This window comes from Mesorhizobium australicum (assembly GCF_900177325.1).
In the GTDB taxonomy this organism is placed as follows: domain Bacteria; phylum Pseudomonadota; class Alphaproteobacteria; order Rhizobiales; family Rhizobiaceae; genus Mesorhizobium_A; species Mesorhizobium_A australicum_A.
On the sequence record NZ_FXBL01000003.1, the window covers coordinates 1 to 21505 of the forward strand.

24 protein-coding genes are annotated in these 21505 nt (G+C 63.8%); 18 read left to right on the forward strand and 6 right to left on the reverse strand.

Annotated features, from left to right (window positions below):
• Both cbiQ and B9Z03_RS01145 read left to right on the forward strand, forming a co-directional pair.
• Positions 1 to 774: cobalt ECF transporter T component CbiQ (cbiQ, locus tag B9Z03_RS01140; protein ID WP_085462530.1), on the forward strand; the 774-nt coding region annotated here is incomplete at its 5' end.
• Entirely contained in the window at positions 771 to 1547 is a 777-nt protein-coding gene (locus tag B9Z03_RS01145) for an energy-coupling factor ABC transporter ATP-binding protein (RefSeq protein WP_085462478.1), read from the forward strand. The genes cbiQ and B9Z03_RS01145, both read left to right, overlap by 4 nt.
• 90 nt (positions 1548 to 1637) lie before the next feature.
• Here B9Z03_RS01145 and B9Z03_RS01150 read toward each other — a convergent pair whose 3' ends face one another.
• The 6 genes from B9Z03_RS01150 to B9Z03_RS01175 form a co-directional block, all read right to left on the reverse strand.
• The gene (locus tag B9Z03_RS01150) at positions 1638 to 1865 is read right to left on the reverse strand and encodes a hypothetical protein (RefSeq protein ID WP_085462531.1); all 228 of its coding nucleotides are present in this window, start codon (positions 1863 to 1865) and stop codon (positions 1638 to 1640) included.
• An 82-nt stretch (positions 1866 to 1947) separates the two neighbouring features.
• Positions 1948 to 2814, reverse strand: coding sequence for a TniQ family protein (locus tag B9Z03_RS01155; protein WP_085462532.1), 867 nt, complete (start codon positions 2812 to 2814; stop codon positions 1948 to 1950).
• Positions 2811 to 3692, reverse strand: coding sequence for a TniB family NTP-binding protein (locus B9Z03_RS01160; protein WP_085462533.1), 882 nt, complete (start codon positions 3690 to 3692; stop codon positions 2811 to 2813). The genes B9Z03_RS01155 and B9Z03_RS01160 overlap by 4 nt, the downstream gene beginning before the upstream one ends.
• A 189-nt stretch (positions 3693 to 3881) precedes the next feature.
• Positions 3882 to 4682, reverse strand: coding sequence for an IS21-like element ISSme2 family helper ATPase IstB (gene istB / locus B9Z03_RS01165; RefSeq protein WP_056242128.1), 801 nt, complete (start codon positions 4680 to 4682; stop codon positions 3882 to 3884).
• Positions 4682 to 5971, reverse strand: coding sequence for an IS21 family transposase (istA, locus tag B9Z03_RS01170; protein ID WP_085462502.1), 1290 nt, complete (start codon positions 5969 to 5971; stop codon positions 4682 to 4684). The genes istB and istA overlap by 1 nt, the downstream gene beginning before the upstream one ends.
• A gap of 27 nt (positions 5972 to 5998) precedes the next feature.
• Entirely contained in the window at positions 5999 to 7540 is a 1542-nt protein-coding gene (locus B9Z03_RS01175) for a Mu transposase C-terminal domain-containing protein (protein WP_244561618.1), read from the reverse strand.
• Between the two features lie 211 nt (positions 7541 to 7751).
• Here B9Z03_RS01175 and B9Z03_RS01180 point away from each other — a divergent pair, with 211 nt between their 5' ends.
• The 16 genes from B9Z03_RS01180 to B9Z03_RS01255 all read left to right on the forward strand — a co-directional run bounded on the left by B9Z03_RS01180 (position 7752) and on the right by B9Z03_RS01255 (position 21505).
• On the forward strand, positions 7752 to 8093 hold the full coding sequence (locus tag B9Z03_RS01180; RefSeq protein ID WP_085462534.1) for a hypothetical protein: 342 nt from the start codon (positions 7752 to 7754) through the stop codon (positions 8091 to 8093).
• Between the two features lie 125 nt (positions 8094 to 8218).
• Positions 8219 to 8623, forward strand: a complete 405-nt coding sequence (locus B9Z03_RS01185; protein ID WP_085462535.1) for a hypothetical protein — start codon at positions 8219 to 8221, stop codon at positions 8621 to 8623.
• Positions 8620 to 8820, forward strand: coding sequence for a hypothetical protein (locus B9Z03_RS29690; protein WP_085462536.1), 201 nt, complete (start codon positions 8620 to 8622; stop codon positions 8818 to 8820). Before B9Z03_RS01185 ends, B9Z03_RS29690 begins: the two co-directional genes overlap by 4 nt.
• A 118-nt stretch (positions 8821 to 8938) precedes the next feature.
• Positions 8939 to 11092, forward strand: coding sequence for a ParB/RepB/Spo0J family partition protein (locus tag B9Z03_RS01195; protein ID WP_085462685.1), 2154 nt, complete (start codon positions 8939 to 8941; stop codon positions 11090 to 11092).
• 74 nt (positions 11093 to 11166) lie between these two features.
• Complete coding sequence (locus B9Z03_RS01200; RefSeq protein WP_085462537.1) at positions 11167 to 11643, forward strand: hypothetical protein; 477 nt, start codon at positions 11167 to 11169, stop codon at positions 11641 to 11643.
• An 84-nt stretch (positions 11644 to 11727) separates the two neighbouring features.
• Entirely contained in the window at positions 11728 to 12120 is a 393-nt protein-coding gene (locus tag B9Z03_RS01205; RefSeq protein ID WP_085462686.1) for a hypothetical protein, read from the forward strand.
• A gap of 338 nt (positions 12121 to 12458) precedes the next feature.
• The gene (locus B9Z03_RS01210; protein WP_085462687.1) at positions 12459 to 12752 is read left to right on the forward strand and encodes a DUF5983 family protein; all 294 of its coding nucleotides are present in this window, start codon (positions 12459 to 12461) and stop codon (positions 12750 to 12752) included.
• A 259-nt stretch (positions 12753 to 13011) separates the two neighbouring features.
• Entirely contained in the window at positions 13012 to 13644 is a 633-nt protein-coding gene (locus tag B9Z03_RS01215; RefSeq protein WP_085462538.1) for a DUF1419 domain-containing protein, read from the forward strand.
• Positions 13628 to 14065, forward strand: coding sequence for a hypothetical protein (locus B9Z03_RS01220; protein ID WP_085462539.1), 438 nt, complete (start codon positions 13628 to 13630; stop codon positions 14063 to 14065). The genes B9Z03_RS01215 and B9Z03_RS01220 overlap by 17 nt, the downstream gene beginning before the upstream one ends.
• Positions 14066 to 14148: 83 nt before the next feature.
• The gene (locus tag B9Z03_RS01225; protein ID WP_085462540.1) at positions 14149 to 14583 is read left to right on the forward strand and encodes a DUF4262 domain-containing protein; all 435 of its coding nucleotides are present in this window, start codon (positions 14149 to 14151) and stop codon (positions 14581 to 14583) included.
• Between the two features lie 125 nt (positions 14584 to 14708).
• Entirely contained in the window at positions 14709 to 15287 is a 579-nt protein-coding gene (locus tag B9Z03_RS01230) for a hypothetical protein (protein ID WP_085462541.1), read from the forward strand.
• Positions 15288 to 15397: 110 nt separating this feature from the next.
• Complete coding sequence (locus B9Z03_RS01235) at positions 15398 to 15781, forward strand: hypothetical protein (RefSeq protein ID WP_085462542.1); 384 nt, start codon at positions 15398 to 15400, stop codon at positions 15779 to 15781.
• Positions 15778 to 16101, forward strand: coding sequence for a hypothetical protein (locus B9Z03_RS01240; RefSeq protein ID WP_085462543.1), 324 nt, complete (start codon positions 15778 to 15780; stop codon positions 16099 to 16101). Before B9Z03_RS01235 ends, B9Z03_RS01240 begins: the two co-directional genes overlap by 4 nt.
• Entirely contained in the window at positions 16098 to 16508 is a 411-nt protein-coding gene (locus B9Z03_RS01245; RefSeq protein ID WP_085462544.1) for a hypothetical protein, read from the forward strand. Before B9Z03_RS01240 ends, B9Z03_RS01245 begins: the two co-directional genes overlap by 4 nt.
• An 84-nt stretch (positions 16509 to 16592) precedes the next feature.
• Positions 16593 to 16922, forward strand: a complete 330-nt coding sequence (locus B9Z03_RS01250) for a DUF6166 domain-containing protein (RefSeq protein ID WP_085462545.1) — start codon at positions 16593 to 16595, stop codon at positions 16920 to 16922.
• A 128-nt stretch (positions 16923 to 17050) separates the two neighbouring features.
• The gene (locus B9Z03_RS01255; protein ID WP_085462546.1) at positions 17051 to 21505 is read left to right on the forward strand and encodes a strawberry notch family protein; all 4455 of its coding nucleotides are present in this window, start codon (positions 17051 to 17053) and stop codon (positions 21503 to 21505) included.

Here is a 21505-nt window from a genome sequence, read left to right on the forward strand (position 1 = left end):
ATGAGCGGCAATGCGTGCATCGCCTCCATCTTCGTCGAGGACCGGGACGCGAAAGCGATCGCACGCGTCGATCCGTGCATGCGTCTTGCGGCCGCGCTCCTGTTCGTGGCCGTGCTTGCCTTCCTGCGCTCGCCCGCGCCGCTGACAGTCGCTCTGGCGACAGGGATCGCGGCTGTTTCCTGGGCGCGTCCTCCGGCTCGTTCCACGCTCCGCCGCCTGGCGGGGGTCGAGGGATTTCTGGCATTGTTCCTGGTCAGCCTGCCCTTCACAGTCGCCGGCACGGAAATGTTCAGCCTGTTCGGCTATCCCGCCTCGCGGGAAGGCTTAGAGCGCGCGCTGGCGATCGTGGTCAGGGTCAACGCAGCCGCCCTCGTCATCGCGGCGCTCATTTCCACCATGGGAACGATGCGGCTTGCCAGCGCCATGGCCGGCATCGGCATCCCGGCCCGGATAGCGCATCTGTTCCAACTCACCGTCCGCTATATCGGGGTATTCCACGAGGAATATTCACGCCTGCGCCGGGCCATGATGGCCCGCGCGTTCCGGGCGGGCAGCAATCAGCACAGCTGGCGAACATTGGGCAATCTGGTGGGCATGCTCCTGGTGCGCAGCATCGAGCGCGCCGAGCGGGTGAGTTGGGCGATGAAGAGCCGCGGCTTTTCCGGCAGCTTTCCCGATTTCGACCAGCAGCGAATGCAGGCGGCCGACATCGCCTTCTGCGCCACCTGGATTGGCGTAGCGGCGGCGCTGGTCGTGCTGGAATTCCTCGTATGAGCGGAGCGCTTCCCCTGATCCGCCTGACCGGCGTTCACGCCGGCTATCACGGCAGGGAAGTCTTGCGCGGGATCGACCTGTCTCTTGCACCGGGTGAGCGTCTTGCCCTGCTCGGCGCGAATGGCGCCGGGAAGAGCACGCTGATGCACGTCATCAACGGCTTCGTGCCGGCGAAGGCAGGCACGATCGAGGCTTTTGGCGCGCCGAGGCGCGAGGAGAAGGACTTCCGCGAGGTCCGCGCCCGCGCCGGGCTGGTGTTCCAGGACCCCGACGACCAGCTTTTCAGCCCGACGGTGCTGGAGGACGTGGCCTTCGGGCCAATGAATCTCGGCCAGAGCCGCGCGCAGGCTCGGGCCACGGCCCAGACCACGCTGGCCCAACTCGGCCTGACCGGCTTCGACGACCGTATTACCCATCGCCTCTCCGGCGGCGAGAAGCGGCTGATCGCCATTGCCGCGGTGCTGGCGATGAAGCCGGACGTGCTGTTGCTCGACGAGCCGACTGCCGGCCTGGACCCCGACGCCTATGACAGGCTTTGCGCAATGCTTGGAAAGCTGCCGCAGGCGATGATCATCGCCGCCCACGATGCGGAGTTCATCGCCCGCCTGGCGACCTCGGCGGTGCTTGTCCGCGACGGCGTGTGCCACCGGGGTACGATCCACGCCCACGAGCACAGGCGCAGCCATGCGCACCTGCATTTCGAGCATGAACCGGCCGGCCATCATCATACGCCGGAAACAGAACCGGTGTGGGATATCGGCTCTACGGGATGAGATGACGACGCAAGCGGCTGGCCGCGGTTTCGCCTTGGTGCGCCGCGGCCCGCCCCTGCGACAACAGCCGGCGCCTTTGCCTTTACGCACTCACCCCGCCATCGGCTGCCAGAGCGCTTGCCCAAGCAGCCCCGGCGAGCCGCCGAAGAGATGTCTGCGGGTAGCCTGCCAGCCGGCGACTATGCCTCGCCGCAGACCGCGCCCGTCACTTGCCGCGAAACGCACCGAAACACCGCAATCATTCGGCAGAAGGGACGCCGCGCCGTAGACGTCCACGGCCCCGACATCGGCCGCTATCGCATCGGCGAGGCGTTTCATGTCGCTTGGCAGTTAAACGTAAGAATGCGCCTGTTTCGCTTCGATTGAGCATTTAATTATGAGAATCCTGACTGCCGGATTCTCAAATTAACTGCATTTGCAAGGAGGGTTTCGGCCTGCGGGCTTTGGCTATCATGTTCTCGGCGGTTCCGGTGAATCGGACCCTGTTATCGCCCATCATGTGACCGCGCAGCATTCGGAGCATTTCCGGCCCGGCACGCTCGACGATGGCTACCCCGGCCAGCAGCGCCGGCCGCATGCGAAGCCGGAGAATCGGACTCGCGGGCGTGGGCAGGTTCTCCTGTTCTGCGGCAATGATGCCATCAAGATCCGGAATGATGGCGCCGAGCACCCTGAAGCGCCAAAGCTCGTCCTCGCGTGGCGGAGGTAGTGGCGCTCGTCGCATCAAGAGAAGCCGGGCAATATCGGCTGGCGATGTCCAGGTTCGGATGCCGCGCTCGGCCTCATCGTCGAGCAGCTTTTCGCCCCGAAGAGCCGCATCGCGATATTGATGGAAAGGGGAGGGGAGTTCGCGCCCGCCGAGTTCCCGGAACAGGTCTCCACAGTGAGGACAGGTGATGCGCCAACCAAGCAGTTGGCTTCTCAAGGTTGGCCCCGGTTCCCTATGACCGAGACTGCAGCTCGAACAGTACTGCAATGGTCTCGCGGCGATCATCCGGCGTGACGACTGCGCGACATTGGCGAAGGTCATTCGACGCACGACGGCCGGCTCGGTGGCGAACATCCTGGCCAGGCGGATTTCCTGATCGCCGCTCAAATGGAGATCAGCTTCTCGCAGCGAGCGAACTTCCGGCAGGCAATGCCGCAGCATCACGAGCGGTGGGACCGCGTAGAAGGCGGCGTGCCGGCTGATCCAGGAGGACAGAAGTTCATCGGCAACCGGTGGCAGACATACCGGCAGATGCCGTTGTGCCGCCGGTTGCGTCATGCGAATGCCGCCTCGGCATCGAACTCCGGCTCCCAGTTCTCGACCGCTTGGTTGGTGATCTGCTCGCTGCCGTTTCCGATGGCGTCGATCGCCAGGCTGTTGATCATGTGGAAGATGCTGGCCGTGATGCCCTCGGTGATCTGCAGCATCCGTCGCAGTGATTTCGGCGTGAGCACCGACGGGCGACGCAGCGGCGTATTACGCAGGATCGACGCCACCAGGGTTTCGAACTGCTCGTTTGCCGCCCACCTGTTCAGGGTGAACTGCTCGAACCGGCGCGCAAGCTGGACGTCGCCGCTGATCGCCTCCCGCGCCTCGTTGACGCCGAAGCAGACCAGCGAGATGTTCAGGCGGTTGCTGAGGAAGCGCAGCGTGTTCAGCACAATGCGCTGCTCGCGATAGGAACCGGCGAGAATGTTGTGCACCTCGTCGATGACCAGCACCTGTACGCCGATGGCCTCCATGATCCGCAGCGATGCCTGTTCCATCTGGGCGATGTCGGCACGCGGTCGCTGCGGCGCCCCGAGAAGGGTGAGCAGTTCGGCGTAGAACCGTCGTTCACCGGGCCTGCTGGTCATTTCCATGGCGAGCACCGGCGTCCTCAGCGTGCCCGTCACCGGATTGAAGCTCGGTGGGTGCTCGTCCCGGAAGCGCTTCATGATCATCGTCTTGCCCATGCCGCTGTCGCCATAGATCGCGATCGAAGGCATGCGGGTGCCTCGGGGATGGTCGAGGAGCCGGCTCAGCCGATCGAGGGCCTGCTTGGCGCGCGGGTAGAGAACCCAGCGGCGCGATCGTATCGCGCGAATGCGTCGGTCGTCCGTTTCGGAAAGCAGCGCGGCCGCGCCAGCGGTCAGGTGGGAGATTTCATCGTTCATGCCAGCTCAATCCGTATCCTCGACAAAGGGTACGGGTTTGCTGGAATCGACGCCGCGAAGCGAGCCCCATCCGCCATCATCCACCTTCGATTTCGAAGTCCCGGCCTTGCCGCGCCGCGCGGCCGCCGTTTTTTGTCAAGCGAATCCAGGAACTGACCCCTTTCTCGAATTGAAGAACTAACCCCCCTTTCATTGGTTCGTGGTTTCGTTGGTCTCTGGCGCCGATCCGGTTTTCTGCAGAAGGCCGGACCGGCGTTTTTCGCGCAGGCGATAGCTGTCGCCCCGGATGGTGATCACCGTCGAATGGTGCAGCAGGCGGTCCAGAATGGCGGTGGCGACCACAGGATCACCGAAGACATTGCCCCATTCTCCCACCGAACGGTTGGAGGTGATCAGAATCGAGCCCTTCTCGTAGCGCCGCGACACCAGTTGGAAGAACAGATGGGCGGCATTGGCCTCGAAGGGCAGATAGCCCAGTTCGTCGATGATCAGCAGCTTCGGTCGCGACAGGATCGTCAACTGTTTGTCGAGCGTGCCGTCGCTGTGTGCCTTGGCCAGCATTGCGACCAGCGTGGCGGCCGTGACGAACTGCACGTTGTAATTCTGGCGGATCGCCTCGCGGCCGAGACTGACAGCCAGATGGGTCTTGCCCGTGCCTGGAGGTCCGAGGAACAGGACTGTGTCGCCGTGCGCGATCCAGCGACAGGTAGCCAGTTCCCTGATCTGACCCTGATCCAGCGATGGCTGAGCATCGAAGTCGAAGCTGTCCAGTTCGCGTACGAACGGGAACTGCGCCAGCTTGCTCGACATGGAGATGCGCCGCTCGTCGCGGCGAGCGATCTCGCGCGACACCAAGAAGGCCAGCGCCTCGCGCAAGGTCATCTTCGAGCGCGCCGCCTCGTCCAGCAGCGTGTCAAGTTGGTCGCGGATCGCTGTCAGCTTCAGCCGGTCGAGCGTTGCGATCAGGAGGTCGTGATCCACAGTCGTCATCACCAGCCCCCTCCGACAACCGCCTCGTATTCTGCAAGCGGACGCAACAGGGTGGGAGGGAGAATGTCGATGGGCGCGGCGGCCCGCACCACACCATCGGCACCGGCGACACCGACAAAATGCGCCCGGTCCACGATGCGTTGTCGCCTTCCCCGGCACAGAGCATGATCGGCAACGACCTGGCCCGCATGCCGGATGATCACACGGCCCGCCAGCACGACAACCTGAACGGTCTCGCCGATCAGACGCCAAGGCACCGAGTAGCTGTTCGTGTCGAGGTCGATCGCACAGTCGGCCTGGACCTTGCGCACCAGATCCCGCAATTGCCCGAACGGCGCACGGCCAGCCAAGGGGCGCAGCGCACCAGCTTCAGCAGCAAACCGCTCTGATGGCGCAATGCCGGTCGTGCCGTGCTCCCGCTGGTCGGCGACCTCGCGTATCCACCGGTCCAGATGGGCCTCGAACGCAGCCCAGTTCTCGAACCGGCGGCCGGCGATCGCGTTCTTCTTGACGTAGCCAACCCCGCGCTCATCTTTGCCTTTCGTCCGCGCCCGATATGGCGCACAGGCTCGCGGCGTGAAGCCCCAGTATCGGGCAAAGGCATGCAGGCGGGCATTGAACTTCACCTCGCGCGTCACCGCGTCATGATGCTCAACCAGGGCTTTGGCATTATCCAGAAGAACTTCCGCCGGAACCCCGCCGAAACGCAGGAAGGAGCCTTCCATCCCCTCAAACCAGTCCGCCTGACGCTCACGCAGCGAAGGCCGGATATGCATCCGCCGCGAATAGCCCAGTGTTCCCACGAACAGGTGCACTCGAACCCGCTCACCCCCGATCCAAACGCGAGTGTCACCAAAATCGATCTGCATCTGATGGCCCGGCGCTGTCTCGAAGCGGATCGTCGCGCGCTTCTGCGCCTTCAATTCCCGCCGCCAGCGCTGCACTCGTAACTCCACCGAGCGGAGACCGATCACGATCCCATGTTCGCTCGCCAGTTCCTGGCGGATAACGTCGGCATTGCCGCCATGGCGGAAAAACCGCTCGCGAAGCCAATCATCCAATCCGTCGAAGGCTGTTCGACGACGAGGTTGCCGATAGGCAATCACACCGCCTTCGCGAAGATATCGCCGAACCGTGTTTCGCGCGCAGCCAAACTCCTGTGCAATCCGCTTCGCTCCCCAGCCTCGTTCATGAAGGCGCAGCATCGCCACAACTTCTTCCGCTTGAAGCATCGCCTCTCCCTGCATTGTCCCCGAGAATGCAGGTGTCGCCGAAAGCTCTGTCGTCATCTATCCGTCCTCTCAAAAGAGAGGGGGTCAGTTCTTCCTTTCGTCCGGGGGGCAATTTCTCATTTCGCCTGACATTTTTCTGGTTGCTGCTTCAACCAGTTCGCGCTGCGCGATCGCAGTGCGGACAATGGCGCGGGTGTCGACTTCCCGGCGGCCTTTCGCCAGCAGCGTGCGCCGCGCGGTCAGCGCCTCGTGCAGCGTTATCGAAGGCAAGGTCACGTCGGCGTAGCGGGCTTCCACGAAGTTTCCCGACGGTCGTCGGACGAAGACGCGCGCCATGTCGCGCGGATCATATTTGACGAGCAGGCGTCGGTCCGAACGCCCCACGTCGGCGCTGAGGGCCGCCGACCAGTAGCGCATGCTGAACAGATGAATGCCGGTCGGCTGCAAGGTGCGCTCCTGTTCAGGCAGGAACGTCAGCCAGAAGCGAAGCCGGTCCTGTGGCAGCCGAAGTGGAATATCGTTCTCATGCTCCCGCCAGACAGCAATCGGCGGACGGCCCAGACTGCTGTGGATCGACTGTTGGTAGGACCCTACGATGTCTAGCGCGATGTAACGCTCAAGCTCCCGAAGCGTCAGTGCCGCGTGTCGCTTCGAGTCATATTCGCCCAGCTCCTGCTCGTTGCTGAACGTCGTTCCCGGCAGCAGGTGCAGCCTTCCCATCTGTGTGCCGATCAGCCGCTCGATATGGCCACCGAAGCGCGGCTCGCCCGGTGGCCGCCATTCGATTGCGATGCCGGCATCCTGGCATCCTCTTTTGAAGGCTCGACTGCGGAAATCCGGACCGTTGTCGACGTGAAGCATGTCCGGCAGACCCGCGACGGGCCATTGTTCCGTGATCTCTCGCTCCCTCAACCACGCCGATTTGTCGAACACGGAGTGCAGCAGGCACAGGCTTGTCGACAGCCGGGAGGGCGCGTCCATCGTCAGATAAAACCCGGTGACCATCCGGCTGCAAACATCCATCGCCAATGTCAGCCATGGCCGGCCGATCGGCTGCCTCGTCTCCTCGTCGACCACAAAGATGTCGGCCTTGGTATGATCGACCTGGACCACTTCTAGGGGGCGGGAGGCGCCGAACACGCCAGGGACGGCTGTTGTCGCCTTCACGATCTTGCTTTCGCCGCGCCGCCTCGCGCGCTTCTGTAGGTCGATATCCTTCAGGCGGGCTAAGATTGTTCGGCGATGCGGCGGCTTGTGCCCGGCCGACATGCAGTTCGTCTGCACGTCCCGGACCAACTGCGAGACGGGCGGCCGGTTCGGGTTCAGGTAGGACGCCTTGATCGTCGTGCGGATGATCTCTTCTCGTCCTTCATCCAGGACGCGATAACCTTCCGGCCGTCCACGTTTGCGGTCCACCAGCGACATAACGGTCCCGCCGGCGCGGAACAGCTTGATCAGCCGGTACGCTGTTGCCTGGCTAAGACCGAGTTCGGCCGCGAGCCCCGCAACGTCTCCGGCCGTCGTGCTATCGGACCGACTCTTCAGGAAGCTGCGGATCGCATCCGCACGCCGGTACGCTTCATCCCAAAGGGCTTCGTCGATTTCGTCGGGAAATGGATCGTTCATGGCAGGCTCGCGAGGAAACTCTGCGAACCGCATTCTCACATTAAGTGACAAACTCCAAGCTGAATTATCAAATTAAGTGCCGATTCGCAAATTAGGTGCCGACGCAAGCCACTGAAATCGCTGGAATGCAATTCGCATAATTAAATGGAAAGTCACATCTAACACCGACAAGCAGAAAGGCGCGCCGTGATCAAACGGCGGGGCGCCCGCCATGATGAATCATCCTGAGGCCTGCACGGCGCTGACCCGGATGGAAGCCCGCCTCCGGGAGACGCGCCACAACCTGTTCGAGCTCGAACGATCTCTGCGGGAGCGTGCCGAGGATGAAACCATCGACTCTCGGCCGAAGGCACGTCGATACAACCGCCGCATGTCCAACTGGACCAGCTTGGACGAGGATGCCTACCTCCGGATCCTGGATAGGCTAGTCAGGAACGCTGTGGCAGATCTCGACCGGCTGCGGCGCAAGATTGAGCGTCAGGATGTGGCCATCGAAGCGTTGCGCCAAAAATACCGGGTTAACGCCGCCCGGCCCATCTACACGCCTCTTTAGCGGTCGCTTCGCCTTGGTGGCGAGCTTCGTGGGCTCTCCAGCCATCCCCTCGGTCGAGGGGGTGGCTTTCACCGTGACGGCTTTCCCCGCGGAACCCCTCCGCCGGCCGTCACGGAGATCCCCTCATGCTGCAACAGCAAACCCTCACAGATTATTCCGCCGACATCGCCGCCGCTCTCGCAACGCCGGGAGGCCACCTCTCGATCGGCCGCGGCGGCTTCACGCTTCACTACCGCGACGGCGCGATGCTCTCGGGCTATGGCTGCGAGGCGATCAAGACCCAATGTATCGCCACCGGACTACCGGTCATCGACAGCCGGTGTGTGGCGTTCGACGTCGTGGTGAAACTGACCTTGCAGGAACCACTGGTCGCCGTTGGCCGCGAGCTCGACCCAGCCCCTTGGCATGGACTCGCCTATGCGCCGTTGCACGCGGTCGCCATCCACTATGCTACCGCCGGCGCCGAGGTCTGGGACATCCCCGGCGTTGCAACCATACCGGCACCGGCCGAACGGAAGACGGCACCATGACCGGCCGGCCTCTCCTTCAGCTCTACACAGCCATGGACGAGTTCGAGGCCCTGCATGAACGGTACGATCGCACGCGCAGCACCAACAAGACGGTCACCGTCGATCGCCAGGCGCTCATCCACATCCTCATGGACCATGCCCGCATGCTCGAGGCGCTACGCAAGGCTGGACGGGTCGATGTCGCCGAACCAGATTGAGGCGACCAGGCTGCGCCGGCGCGGCGGCGGCGAGAGGCAGAGGGCGGAGGGAAGGGTTCCTGACGGGTTTGGAGGTTCGGGGAGAGACCCCGGGCCGCCCGTCATGGAGACCCTGACCATGGCAAAAAGCGCCATTCAGAAGATCGCAATGAACCCCTCGGAGAACATCGCCTTCGACAAGCTTGTCTTGTCGCAGGAGAATGTCCGCAGGATAAAGGACGGCGTCACCATCGAGCAGCTCGCCGAGGATATCGGTCGGCGCAAGCTCCTGCAGAGCCTGAACGTCCGTCCCGTCCTGGACGGAGACGGCGAGGAGACCGGCACCTACGAAGTGCCCGCCGGCGGCCGCCGCTATCTCGCGCTCGGCATTCTGGTCAAGCAGAAGCGTCTCGCCAAGAACGAGCCGATTCCTTGCATCGTCAATCGCAGCGGAACCACTTCAGCCGAAGAGGACTCGCTTGCCGAGAACGTGCATCGCGAGAACCTGCATCCGCTCGACCAGTTCCGCGCGTTCAAGGCGCTGAAGGAGCAGGGCCTCGACGTCGAGGAGATCGCCGCCCGCTTCTTCGTCTCGGCTGCGACCGTCAAGCAGCGGCTTAGGCTCGCCTCGGTTTCGCCGAAGCTGCTCGAACTCTACGAAAAGGACGAAATACGCCTTGAGCAAATCATGGCGTTTTCTATCTCCGACGACCATGCCCGACAGGAGCAGGTCTGGGACCGCATCACCAAAAACCCGAATATGCAGGAGCCTTATTACATCAGGCGCCTGCTGACGGAGACTACGGTTCGTGCCGACGATCGCCGTGCAGTCTATGTCGGCGCCGAGGCCTATGAGGCTGCCGGCGGCGTCATCCTGCGAGACCTCTTCGAGCAGGATTCCGGCGGCTGGTTCCAGGATGCGGCGCTCCTCGAGCAACTGGTCTTCGACAAGCTCAAGGTCGATGCCGAGGCGATCCGCGCCGAAGGCTGGAAGTGGGTCGAAGCGGCGATCAGCTTCCCCTACGGCCACACCTCCGGTATGCGGCGGGTCTATGCCGAACCGGCGGAGATGAGCGCCGAGGAGATCGCTCGGCACGACGCGGCGAAAGCCGAGTATGATGCGCTCGACGCCAAATATGCCGAGATGGAGGACGCCGACCAGGAGATCGAGGACAAGCTCGATCAGCTCGGCGCCGAACTCGACAGTTTTGGCGATCGTCCCCAGGTTTACGATCCGGAGAACAAGGCCATCGCCGGAGCGTTCCTCACCCTCGGCGCCAACGGCCAGCTCCAGGTCGAAGCCGGCTTCGTCCGTCCCGAGGATGAGCCGCGGGCCGAAGTCGACGACGAAGAGGAGGCTGACGGCGACGATCGCCACCCGTCGCAGCCAGACGAAGACGGCGCCAATCGTGTCGTCGTCAACGGTCGATCCGCGAACGGAACGTCCGACGGCGCTGATGAGCCGGAGGATGAAGGCATCAAGCCGCTGCCCGAACGGCTCGTCTTCGATCTCACCGCGCAGAAGACATTGGCGCTGCGTAACGCTCTTGCCGGTGACGTCGACATCGCCTTCGTCACTGTTCTCCATGCCCTCGTGCTGCAGGTGTTCTACCGCTTCGCTAAGAACAGCTGCCTCGAGATCAACATGACGAGCAACAGTTTCGGCCAGGTCCAGGGTCTCGCCGAGACTCCCTGGGCGAAGGAGATCGCCGAGCGTCACGAGGCATGGGACCGGGATATGCCGGACAGCGACAAGCTGTGGGAGTTCCTGCTGGGTCTCGATGAAGCAAGCCGCAAGGCGCTGCTCGCGCACTGCGTCTCGCTGTCGGTCAACGCCGTGGTCGAGCCCTGGAACAAGCGCCCGGGTGCGCTTGCCCATGCCGATGCGCTCGCGGCAACGCTTGGCTTCGACATGGTCGAAGCTGGCTGGTCGCCCACCGTCGACAACTATCTCGGCCGCGTCACCAAGGCCCGGATCGTTCAGGCGGTGCGCGAGGCCCGCGGCGAGGACTCCGCGCAGCTGATCGACCACATGAAGAAGGACCTGATGGCCCGCGAGGCGGCTCGCCTTCTCGAAGGGTCGAACTGGCTGCCCGAGCCGTTGCGTTTTGATGGCGACGCCGCGGTTGCCGATGCCGGCGAGACCGTCACCGACGAGGTGACGGATGAGACGGCTCTCGACGACGATGCCGCCGAGCTGCCGGCCTTCCTCGCTGACGATGCCGGCACATCATCCGATGAACCGGTGACCGTCGCCGAAGATGACACCGACCACCTTCAGGCCGCCGAGTAATCGGCATTCCGCTTCGCACCGGGCCCGGCACCTCTGCCGGGCCCTTTTTCGTATTCCGACATGGAGGATTTCGCATGTCCGCACACACAATTTACGATTGCGCCGTTTTGGGAAGTGTCATCCGCTATTCCGACGGCACGGCGAAGCCGCCGGTCCGCTTCAGAAAAAAGCTGTCCACGTGGGAGAGCCGCAACGGCTCCGGCCGCCTGATCAAAAAGGAGCCGCCACGGTCGCGAGCGACCTATACCTCGCCAGCATGCTTCACCTTGCATGAAGGCGATTTGGGCGGGGGTGGCGTCATCGTCGTCTCGGTCCGGCGAACCTGGTCCGTCGAGAGCGATCTGCGTTTCCAGATCGTCGAGCGCCCCGCAATCGGCATGGTCCGCGTGCTGCAGGACGTTGGCGACAGCCCGGAACTCCTGCATCTCGCCAGAGATCGCGAGGCGGCCGAACGCTGGCTCGCCAGCAATACGTACAGCCGAGCTTATCTCGACGAGGTCACCGCCGATGAAGTCGGCGCCGACGTCATCGAGGGCCGCGCGGCCGCCTGACCACTCACCAGACAGAAACAACCGACGACAGGCCCGGGATCGCATCAGCGATCGCCGGGCCCGTCTCGTTTCATGGAGATCGACATGTTCGACTGGACCAAAAGCTGCTCCTATGACGAGCACCAGAAGAGACGTTTTCACACGACGGCCCGTTCTCGGCTGAAGAAACTCGCCGCCGAACTTGGCCTCCCCCCAGGCAGCTTTGACCTGCGCGGAAATAAGGCGGGAATCGCCGTTTCCGGTGAAGTGACCTTGCACCACACCGCCGCCTACATCCAGGTCGGCCAGTTTGGCATGTCCTCAGGACACGGCATCCTGATCCGCACCTGCAAGGGTCGCAAGGACTATACCGGCGGTGCCAACCACTTCGTCGCGCTCGCCATGCTCGACGATATTCCGGCGCTCGCAGCCGCCGTCCGCGCCATCACCGGCGTCGGACGGGGTGCTGCGCATTCGGCGGATCGCCACGCCGCCTGACCCGGTCACCCAGACATCCGCAACCCGCCGCGTCATCGGCGCAACCGGCTTCCGCATGTCGGCGACACCGTCATCATCAGCTCCGCGCCGAAAGGCGTGAGGCATGTCGTGCGTGGGATCGACCACCATGTCTGCGCCGCGAGCCACCGGATATTCATCGCAGTCGCCCGAGCTGCCTGACGGTCGATCGACAGTTACGGTCGCGGGCGTCCCTTCATCTGAAACCCCACGATCGCGGCGATCGTCGCGTGCGGTTTTCTGACTTCGCGCCTCATCGGCTCGTGCCGGCGTTCACGGTCACCCGGATCCTCACTCCCACCAACCACAGGAGTTTCGCGATGACCACTCTCGAAACCCGTCGTTTCGTCGTCATCTCCACCGCCCATGTGTCGGAGGCCACGGCAAAGCGGCTCGACAGCATTCCGCCCAAACATTGGCCCTGCCTCGGCGGCCCGTACGGGGAATACGGCTGGTTTCTCTACGCCCATGACGAAAACGCCGGCGTCGGGCCCGACGCCATACCCGACGAACTCTTCAACGTCATGATTTGGGCCCGCCGGCAAGGCTTCGATTGCATCCTCTTCGACTGTGACGCCGACCAGGTTGCCGAGTTGCCTACGTTCGACTGGTGACGTCAGCGCCGTCTGACCGATTTGATCCGCCCCTTCGTGCCGGCCGCGAAAGGCAGAGCGGGGCCGGTTGCGGGTGTCCTCAGGCGGATTGGAGCCGAGCGCTGGATGCTGCGGCGACATCGCCACGCAAGCTCGGTCTCGACTGACCGCTGACACCCGCCCGGTCGGCTCGCCGGCCCCCAAACCACGACATCAGCATGCCGTCACCGCTCCGCGGTCCACGCCGCGCAATGCCGGCCTGCGTCCAGGAGAAACCGCCATGACCTCACATCCTCCCTTCAGGAAGGTGCTCGAAGCCGTCGCCACGCGCGAGCAGATGTTCCAACTGTTCAACCACCATAAGGGCAACCCGACTTTCGATCCGCTTTCTGGCACGCCATACGCTTGCGAGTGGTTTGAGATCGGCGCGCCGGAGTACCATTTCATGCTTGGTCTGCTGCCACCGCTTTTTCAACGCACCGGCATGTTCGGGATTTCCGAATACAAGGCCGGCAACGTGACCAGCGTGTTTTTCGCGATCAGGATTCGCGCCCGCGAACGCTGGTTCCACGGCTTCTGTGACCTTGGCGACAAGCGCACCCCCGACATGATGCGGGCAGCCATCATCGCCCATGAGACCGGGGCGGTCGACAGCATGACGCGCGAGGAAAAGCTCGAGGCAATCTGGAACGCGACGCATTCGGACTCCAGGGGGATCGCCGGAGAGACCAATCCCGATGCCTGGCCGCAAGAGCATCACGGCAAGCGCACCATCCTTGTCTACGCCGTAGGGCAGGGCACCACCCTCAGGCTCTTGGAGGATTTGTCCGACGAAGAGATCGACAGCCGCATGCCCGCAGTCCGCGCACGACGCGCAAGGAAAGAAGGGGGCAACGATGCGGAGCCATCGTAAGCAGCCGTCACGACCGGCCGAGCACACCTGGGAGGCCCATTCGACCTATACCGCGGAACTTGGCGTTCCCGATCGCCGCCGATACCGGCGCACAGCGTCCGGTACGCCGACTGTTGCCGATCTCGTTCGGCTCGGCGACACGGTCTCCACCTCGTACAGCACGGGCGGTGTCGTGATCAAAGTGGACGAACATTTTTATGCAGCGCCGACTGGTGAAACACTGTCGCATTTCACCATCGTCTATGTACCGGTCGACCGGGCAACAACATATCGCGATACCGACCACCACTGGATCAACGAGTGCGTCGCCGTCGACGGCCGCATCCTGATGCTGTTCGAGGCCAATTCGGACGAAGTCTTCGTCGTCGGTCGCGCGCGACCGGCCAATCCCCAACCTTCCAGGACCATCCTGATCAGATAGGCGCAAGCCGCCGATCAGATCCCTATGCGTTATCGCAAAGCGCAACGAGAAGTCGACGATATCCCACATTGAAGGAGGCACCCATGACAGCACCAGGCCGTATGCGAGAGGTCGCGCAGAACATCGATGCCTTTGGACAGCACCTGTTCCAAATATTCGGCCAGGGAACCGCGCCTGGCTTCACCTACACGATCGGCAATGCCGACCGTGGCCTGCCCGAGCTTCTGTTGATCGGCGACTTCCCGTCGCGCATCGCCGCTGGCTTGCTCAACGAGCTTGGCGCCAAGATGCGCGAAGACGGCAAGCCGCTCGCAACCGGCCTGATCGATATAGGATGGTCCATTCCCGTCAAGATCCGCCGAACCGGACCACTAGCCCGAACGCGCTATACCATCCAGGTCAATCGATATCTCGGCCACGACTGCTACAGCGTGCTGCAGGTCATGGTCTGCGACGAAAACGGCCGCTACCCGGGCGATCCCGGTTGCGATCACCGCTACGACGTCGATCGGCCCTAGTCACTCTCGCTGCTGCCAGCCATCACGGCTGCCAATCCGTTCACACACTCATCACAATGCACCGTTTGCGGATGCGTCGGTGATCGCGAGCGTGTGCCCGAATCCAACCACGCAAGGAAACCACCATGGCCAAAAAGGTCCCCATTGCTGCCGTCGTCATCGACGAAAAGGCTTACACTCCCGAAACCTGTCCGTCGAAGCACTGGAACCGCAGCGACGATATAAGCGCTGACTGCGCCGCCGATCTCAATTCCGGCACGGACACACGGCCGGATAGCACGACAAAGAAGACCACGTTTCGCGATCATCTATCGCCGACAATGCAAACCGAACTGGCCTTCGAATATTACGAGGTGCGGCCTTGCATCGAACGCGATCGGCACATCGCCTCCTATGCCGATGAACAGGACTATGCCGCCGATCTGAAGACCGCACAGGCGTCCGGCAAGGAGTTTCGAACCTTCTGGTCGCTCTACGGGATCGACGCCGGCGCCCATACCGCCATCGGCGATTTCGTCTCAAAAGACGCCGCGCACGAAGTCATGAACGCGATCCTGGCTGTCCCCGCTACTGCCCGGAACGCCATCCATGCCGAAACCGCAGCGAAACCGCGCAGCGGCGCCGATGGTGAGGAGGGGGCACGAGCCGCGGCCGACTGGCTCGACGACATGATCAACCAATCCTCGACCGGTCAGCGGATCTGACCATCCAGCTGAACCTTCAGTTCGTCGAACTGTCGCTCGATGCCCGGCCTCGCCGGGCTTTCGCATTTTTGGGCCCGCGCAATCGGCCCTTCAACCAGGGAGAACACCCCATGTCACGCCTGAACGATCCCGAGAATTTCCGCGGCCGCGTCAACTATGCGGCCAAGGTCATCGCCTATGGGCACCGTCCAACCCGCGCCTTCGACAATTGCTTCGAAAACTATGACGGCGATGAGGTCGCAACCGCGATCCTGAGGCGGTCCCGCAAGAATGCCCGGCTTGCGGCCAATCTCCAGCGCTATCTAAGCCTCGCTTCCATCGAAGCCGCCGCCGAGCGGCTGGCCGATGTCCCGACGCGCAAGCTTCCGAACGTCGCCCGCCAAACCCGCGCTCGCCGCAAGGCCGAGTTCGATGCCTGTTTCGAGCAACAGCGGAAGGCCGATAACCATGGCTCACGGGACACGGCGACCGACAATCCAGGGAGCACGTCATGACCTACGATGCCGGTCCCACCGTCACCTTCCACCGAACCGACGAGGGTCACCTTGCGGCCCGCCTCGAAGAGTATGCCATGATCGCCTTTCCTGCTTCGGATGACCTCATTTGTTTCTGTCGGCCCTACGCCTTCCCGCGCGATCAGGCCATCACCCTGCGTGTCGTCACGGAGACGTGGCCGGGTTTCCAGGCAGAGCATGCGCGACTCCTGCTGGCCAAGTCACTTCCCTACCAAGTCGATGGCGAGACACTGATCTTCGCCGTGCCCGACAGCTTCGCGTCGACGGCGGCGTCAACCGAACAGGAGGCCGAGCGGTGACCGAGTACATCGTAAAATTGCGCTTCTGGCTGCGGTGCTGGGACAGCATGGACATCGAAGCCGAGAACGACGAGGAGGCGGTCCGCATCGCCTGTGATACTGCCCGCGAAATGATGCAGCTTGTGTCGTTCCCGGAGTCGATCGAAACCGACGAGCGCCGTGAAGGTCTGGCCTCCTACATCGACCGGATCGATGCCGAGGTGCGCAGCGAGATTGCCGAGGCGATCGAGTTCCAGGGCGCACGCCGGCTATTCCCCGAAAAAGACGACCTGATCGTCCGTCTCGCGCGACTGCGCACCGGCGATCTCGCCAGCGAAGCGCAACTGCGCGCGTTCCTCGATGACATCGTCGCTCAGGCCCGCCGCATCAAACCCGACGCGCCGCCGCCGCCCGATCCGGCCGGCTGAGCAGCTTCATTCCACATCAACCGACGCAGACTTGCGCTTCCGGACCGTCCGGAGCGCGCGGCTTCGCCGTTTTCGGAGGACAGCATGCCCTTCTACCGTGGCAATCCCGCCGGCGGCCGCTTCGTCGGGACCGTGCTCGACGATCGCGGCCAGCTTCACGGCCTCGATCCGCGCCTCGACATTCGCAACCATTCTCCGAGCGGCTTCGCCTGGGGCTATTCCGGTTCCGGCCCCGCCCAGCTCGCGCTCGCGATCCTGTGCGACGCGCTCGGCGACGACGAGCGCGCCGAGCTTCTCTATCAGCACTTCAAGGATGCCGTGATCGCACGGCTCGACCGCGACCGGCACTGGATTCTCGCGCGCCGGAGCGTGCTCGACATTGTTTCCCGGCTCGAGAACGACGTCGCCAGCTGATCCCCAGATTTCCGTTGGCGCAGAAGCATGCTCTGCCGCCAGAGGCAGAGCAGGGCCGGGAGGTGTGCGGCCCGGCCGGCGCAGAGAGTGTGCCGGAGGGCAGACACACTCTCTCGAAGGACATCTCCATGAACATTGTCACGACCACGTCGGCCGTCGCGCGGACGGCCGCTCCCCTTGCCGCGGCGGCATCCGACACCCTCGGTGCCGCCCAGGCGATCCACCAGGCGGCCATCCAGCTTCTGCCCTTCCTGGAACTGGGTAAGTCCGTCACCACCGCCGCACTGCGCGTTGCCATGACCGACAGCTTCGGCGGTACGGATGCGCAAGGTTTCTGGGTCTGGAAGGATGCCTATGAGGCGCTCGAAGCCGTCCAGATCCTGTTTCTGCGCCGCTACGGATCGGCGGTCCTGGCCCGGTCGACCTCGCCTGAGGCGACACTGGCGATGATGAAGCGCGTCGCCGATCTCGTTCCCACCCACACGCGGCGCTCTGACGAGAGCCAGGCCATGCAGCAGCTGTCGACGCCGCTGCCACTCGCCTTCGTCACCGCTCACGCCGCCGCGATCTCCGCGTCGGACCTTATTCTCGAACCTTCGGCCGGTACCGGCCTGCTCGCCGTCCATGCAGAGATCGCCCGGGCCTCGCTCGTGCTCAACGAACTCGCCGCCACGCGCGCCGATCTGCTCGGCCTGCTGTTCCCCCGCGTTCCTGTCTTTCGTCACGACGCCGCCCATATCGACGACCATCTCAACGCCGGCATCGAGCCCTCCGTGGTGCTGATGAACCCGCCCTTTACGGTCGGCGCTCATGTCGACGGCCATGTCGCAGACGCGGCATGGCGGCATCTATCGTCAGCCTTCGCACGCCTTCGCCCCGGCGGACGCATGGTCGCCATCACCGGCACCGGCCTTTCTCCCGAAAACCCTAAATGGCGGCCCGCCTTCGAGCGGCTGCAGCAGCAGGGCAGGGTGGTCTTCACCGCGGCGATCGACGGTCGCGTCTACGCCCGTCACGGCACCACCGCCGAAACCCGCCTCACCGTCATCGACAAGATTCCGGCGACGGACCCGTCGGGATTCGTCACGTCGCCCGGCAAGGCAGACGATGTCGAGACGCTGCTTTCCTGGGTCTCGGATCTGCCGCCCCGCACACCGGGCGGCTTTCCAGACTCGATCAGCGCCCTGTCGAACGGCGTGCTGCACAATGCCGCCATGCCGATGGCAGCCCGATCCGCGGGACGATCGGCACCGATCGCCGTCTCGCCAGCCACCCGGAAAGCCGTCAGCCCGGCCCGTCCGGTTGTCCGGGCGAAGCCCACCCGACCGCTGGTGCAAGACGCCACGCCTGCCGTTCCCTTAGCTTATGAACTGCGCGACTGGAGGCCGGAGGAGGGCGGCCGGCTCAGCGACACGATCTATGAGCCTTACGCGCTGCAGTCGATCGACATTCCGCGCGCCAAGCCGCATCCGACGCCGCTGGTCCAGTCGGCCGCCATGGCAGCGGTCGCGCCGCCAAAGCCAACCTACAGGCCACTTCTACCTGATGCGATCATCGACGAGGGCCTGCTCTCTGCCGCGCAGATCGAAAGCGTGATCTATGCCGGCGAGGCGCATGACGGCCATCTCGCCGGAGCCTGGACCGTCGACGAGACCTGCGACATCGTCTCCGCCGCGCCTGAAGGTGCCGAGAATGCGGTCCGCTTCCGCCGCGGATGGTTTCTGGGTGACGGCACCGGCTGCGGCAAGGGCAGGCAGGTCGCCGGGATCATCCTCGACAACTGGCTGCAAGGCCGTCGGCGCGCTATCTGGATCTCCAAGTCGGACAAGCTGCTGGAAGATGCCCAGCGCGATTGGGCCGCACTCGGCCAGGAACGCCTCCTCGTCCAGCCGCTCTCGCGCTATCGGCAGGGTACGCCGATCCGCCTTGCCGAAGGCATCCTCTTCACAACCTACGCGACGCTGCGCTCGCAGGAACGCGACGGCAAGAAATCCCGAATCGCCCAGATCATCGACTGGGTCGGAAAGGATTTCGATGGCGTCATCATCTTTGATGAAGCGCATGCCATGGCGAACGCCGCCGGCGGCAAGGGCGAGCGTGGCGATGTCGCGCCCTCGCAGCAGGGCAAGGCAGGCCTGCGCCTGCAGCACGCGCTACCCGACGCCCGCGTCGTCTATGCGTCGGCGACCGGCGCTACTGCGGTCGAGAATCTGGCCTATGCACAGCGTCTCGGCATCTGGGGCAGCGAGGATTTTCCCTTCGCCAACCGGGCCGAGTTCGTCGCGGCGATCGAGGATGGCGGCGTCGCCGCGATGGAAGTATTCGCCCGCGATTTGAAATCGCTCGGGCTCTACACGTCGCGATCGCTCTCCTATGACGGCGTCGAATACGACCTCCTCGAGCACGCGCTGACCGAGGAGCAGATCCGCATCTACAATGCCTATGCGGACGCCTTCCAGGTCATCCACAACAATTTGACCGCCGCGCTCGAGGCGGCCAACATCACCAGCGAAACCGGCACGCTGAACCGCAACGCGAAGGCGGCGGCACGCTCAGCGTTCGAGAGTACCAAGCAGCGCTTCTTCAGCCATCTCATCACCTCGATGATGACGCCGACGCTGATCGGTGCGATCGAGCAGGACCGCGCCGACGGTCACTCGTCGGTCGTGCAGATCGTCTCGACCGGCGAGGCTCTGATGGAACGGAGGCTGGCCGAGATTCCCACCGAGGAATGGTCGGACCTGCATGTCGACGTGACGCCGCGCGAGTACGTCGGAGGGTACTTGATGCACTCCTTCCCGACGCAGCTCTTCGAGGAATATTCGGACGCGGAAGGAAATATCTATTCGCGGCCCGTGCATGACGTAGACGGCAATCCCGTCCAGTGCCGCGAGGCGGTCCGTCGCCGCGACGAAATGATCGAGAGGATCGCCTCGCTGCCGCCTGTCGGCAGCGCGCTCGATCAGATCATCCATCATTTCGGCACCGATGTTGTCGCCGAGGTGACGGGCCGCTCACGCCGCATCGTCAAAAAGACCGGCCGCGACGGCATCGATCGGCTCGCCGTCGAAAACCGGCCGGGATCGGCAAACCTGGCCGAAACCCAAAGCTTCATGGATGACGACAAAAGCGTCCTGATCTTTTCCGATGCCGGCGGCACCGGCCGCTCGTATCACGCCGATCTTGGCGCCCGGAACCAGAGATTGCGCAAGCACTATCTGCTGGAGGCCGGCTGGCGCGCCGACAATGCCATCCAGGGGCTCGGTCGCACGCACCGCACCAACCAGGCGCAGCCACCTTTGTTTCGGCCGATGGCCGCCAATGTAAAGGCGGGCAAGCGCTTCCTGTCGACGATCGCGCGGCGGCTCGACACGCTCGGGGCAATCACACGCGGCCAGCGCCAGACCGGCGGGGCAGGCCTGTTCCGCGCCGAGGACAATCTCGAAAGCCCCTATGCCCGCGCGGCCCTGCGCCAATTCTATTTCCTGCTGCACCAGGGGAAGATCGACGGCTGCTCGCTGACCACCTTTGAGAACGCCACCGGCCTGTCACTCACCACGGACGAGGGCGGGTTGCGCGACGAGCTGCCGCCGATCACGACCTGGCTCAACCGCCTGCTGGCGCTGCGCATCGAAACCCAGAACCTGTTGTTCAAGGTGTTCGAGCAGCTGATGACGGCCAAGGTCGAAGGCGCCATCGCCGCCGGCATTTACGACAAGGGACTGGAGACGATTACGGCCGAGAGCATCACCGTCAACGATCGGCGCACCGTTTACACCCATCCGGTCTCAGGTGCGCAGTCGCATGTGCTAACGGTGACGCGCAAGGACCGCATCCGGCCGCTAGGCCTGGCCGACGCACTGGCGATCGCCCGCGCGGAGCCTCAATCGGTCCTGCTGGTCAACACACGGTCGAGCCGCGCGGCGATCCAACTGCCGACGGCCAGCCTCATGCTCGACGACGGCGCGATAGAACACCGCGTACGCCTGCTGCGGCCTACCGACGAGCTGCGCTTCGGCCTCGATGCCCTTGCCGAAACCCACTGGCAGCCGGCCGACCGAAAGCTGTTTGGCGAGTTGTGGCAGGCCGAGGTCGCCGCCGTTCCGGAGTTCACTACCAGCAGCTTCCACATTGTCAGCGGCCTTCTGCTACCGATCTGGCGGCGCCTGCCCGAGCATGATTGCCAAGTCTACCGGATCCAGACCGATGCCGGCGAACGCATCATCGGCCGTCACATCGCGTCGACGCTGGTCGCCACGCTGCTCCGCAATCTCGGCATCGATCATGTGCCGACGCTGGCGCCGGAGGAGGCATGGATCGGCTTGATTGATGGACGGATCAGCCTGCAGCTTGCCGACGGCCTGGTCCTGCGCCGCAGCCGTGTCATGAACGACTACCGCGTCGAGTTGATGGGCTTCACCGATGCGATGATCCCGCGGCTGAAGGCGCTCGGCCTGATCTCCGAAATCATCTCCTGGAAGCTCAGGCTGTTCATTCCGACCGGCGCGCATGGCGCGGCCATGCTGGCATTGCTTCTCGCTAGCCATACGCTGCTCGGCGTCACCGATCGATCGGCGGTTTGA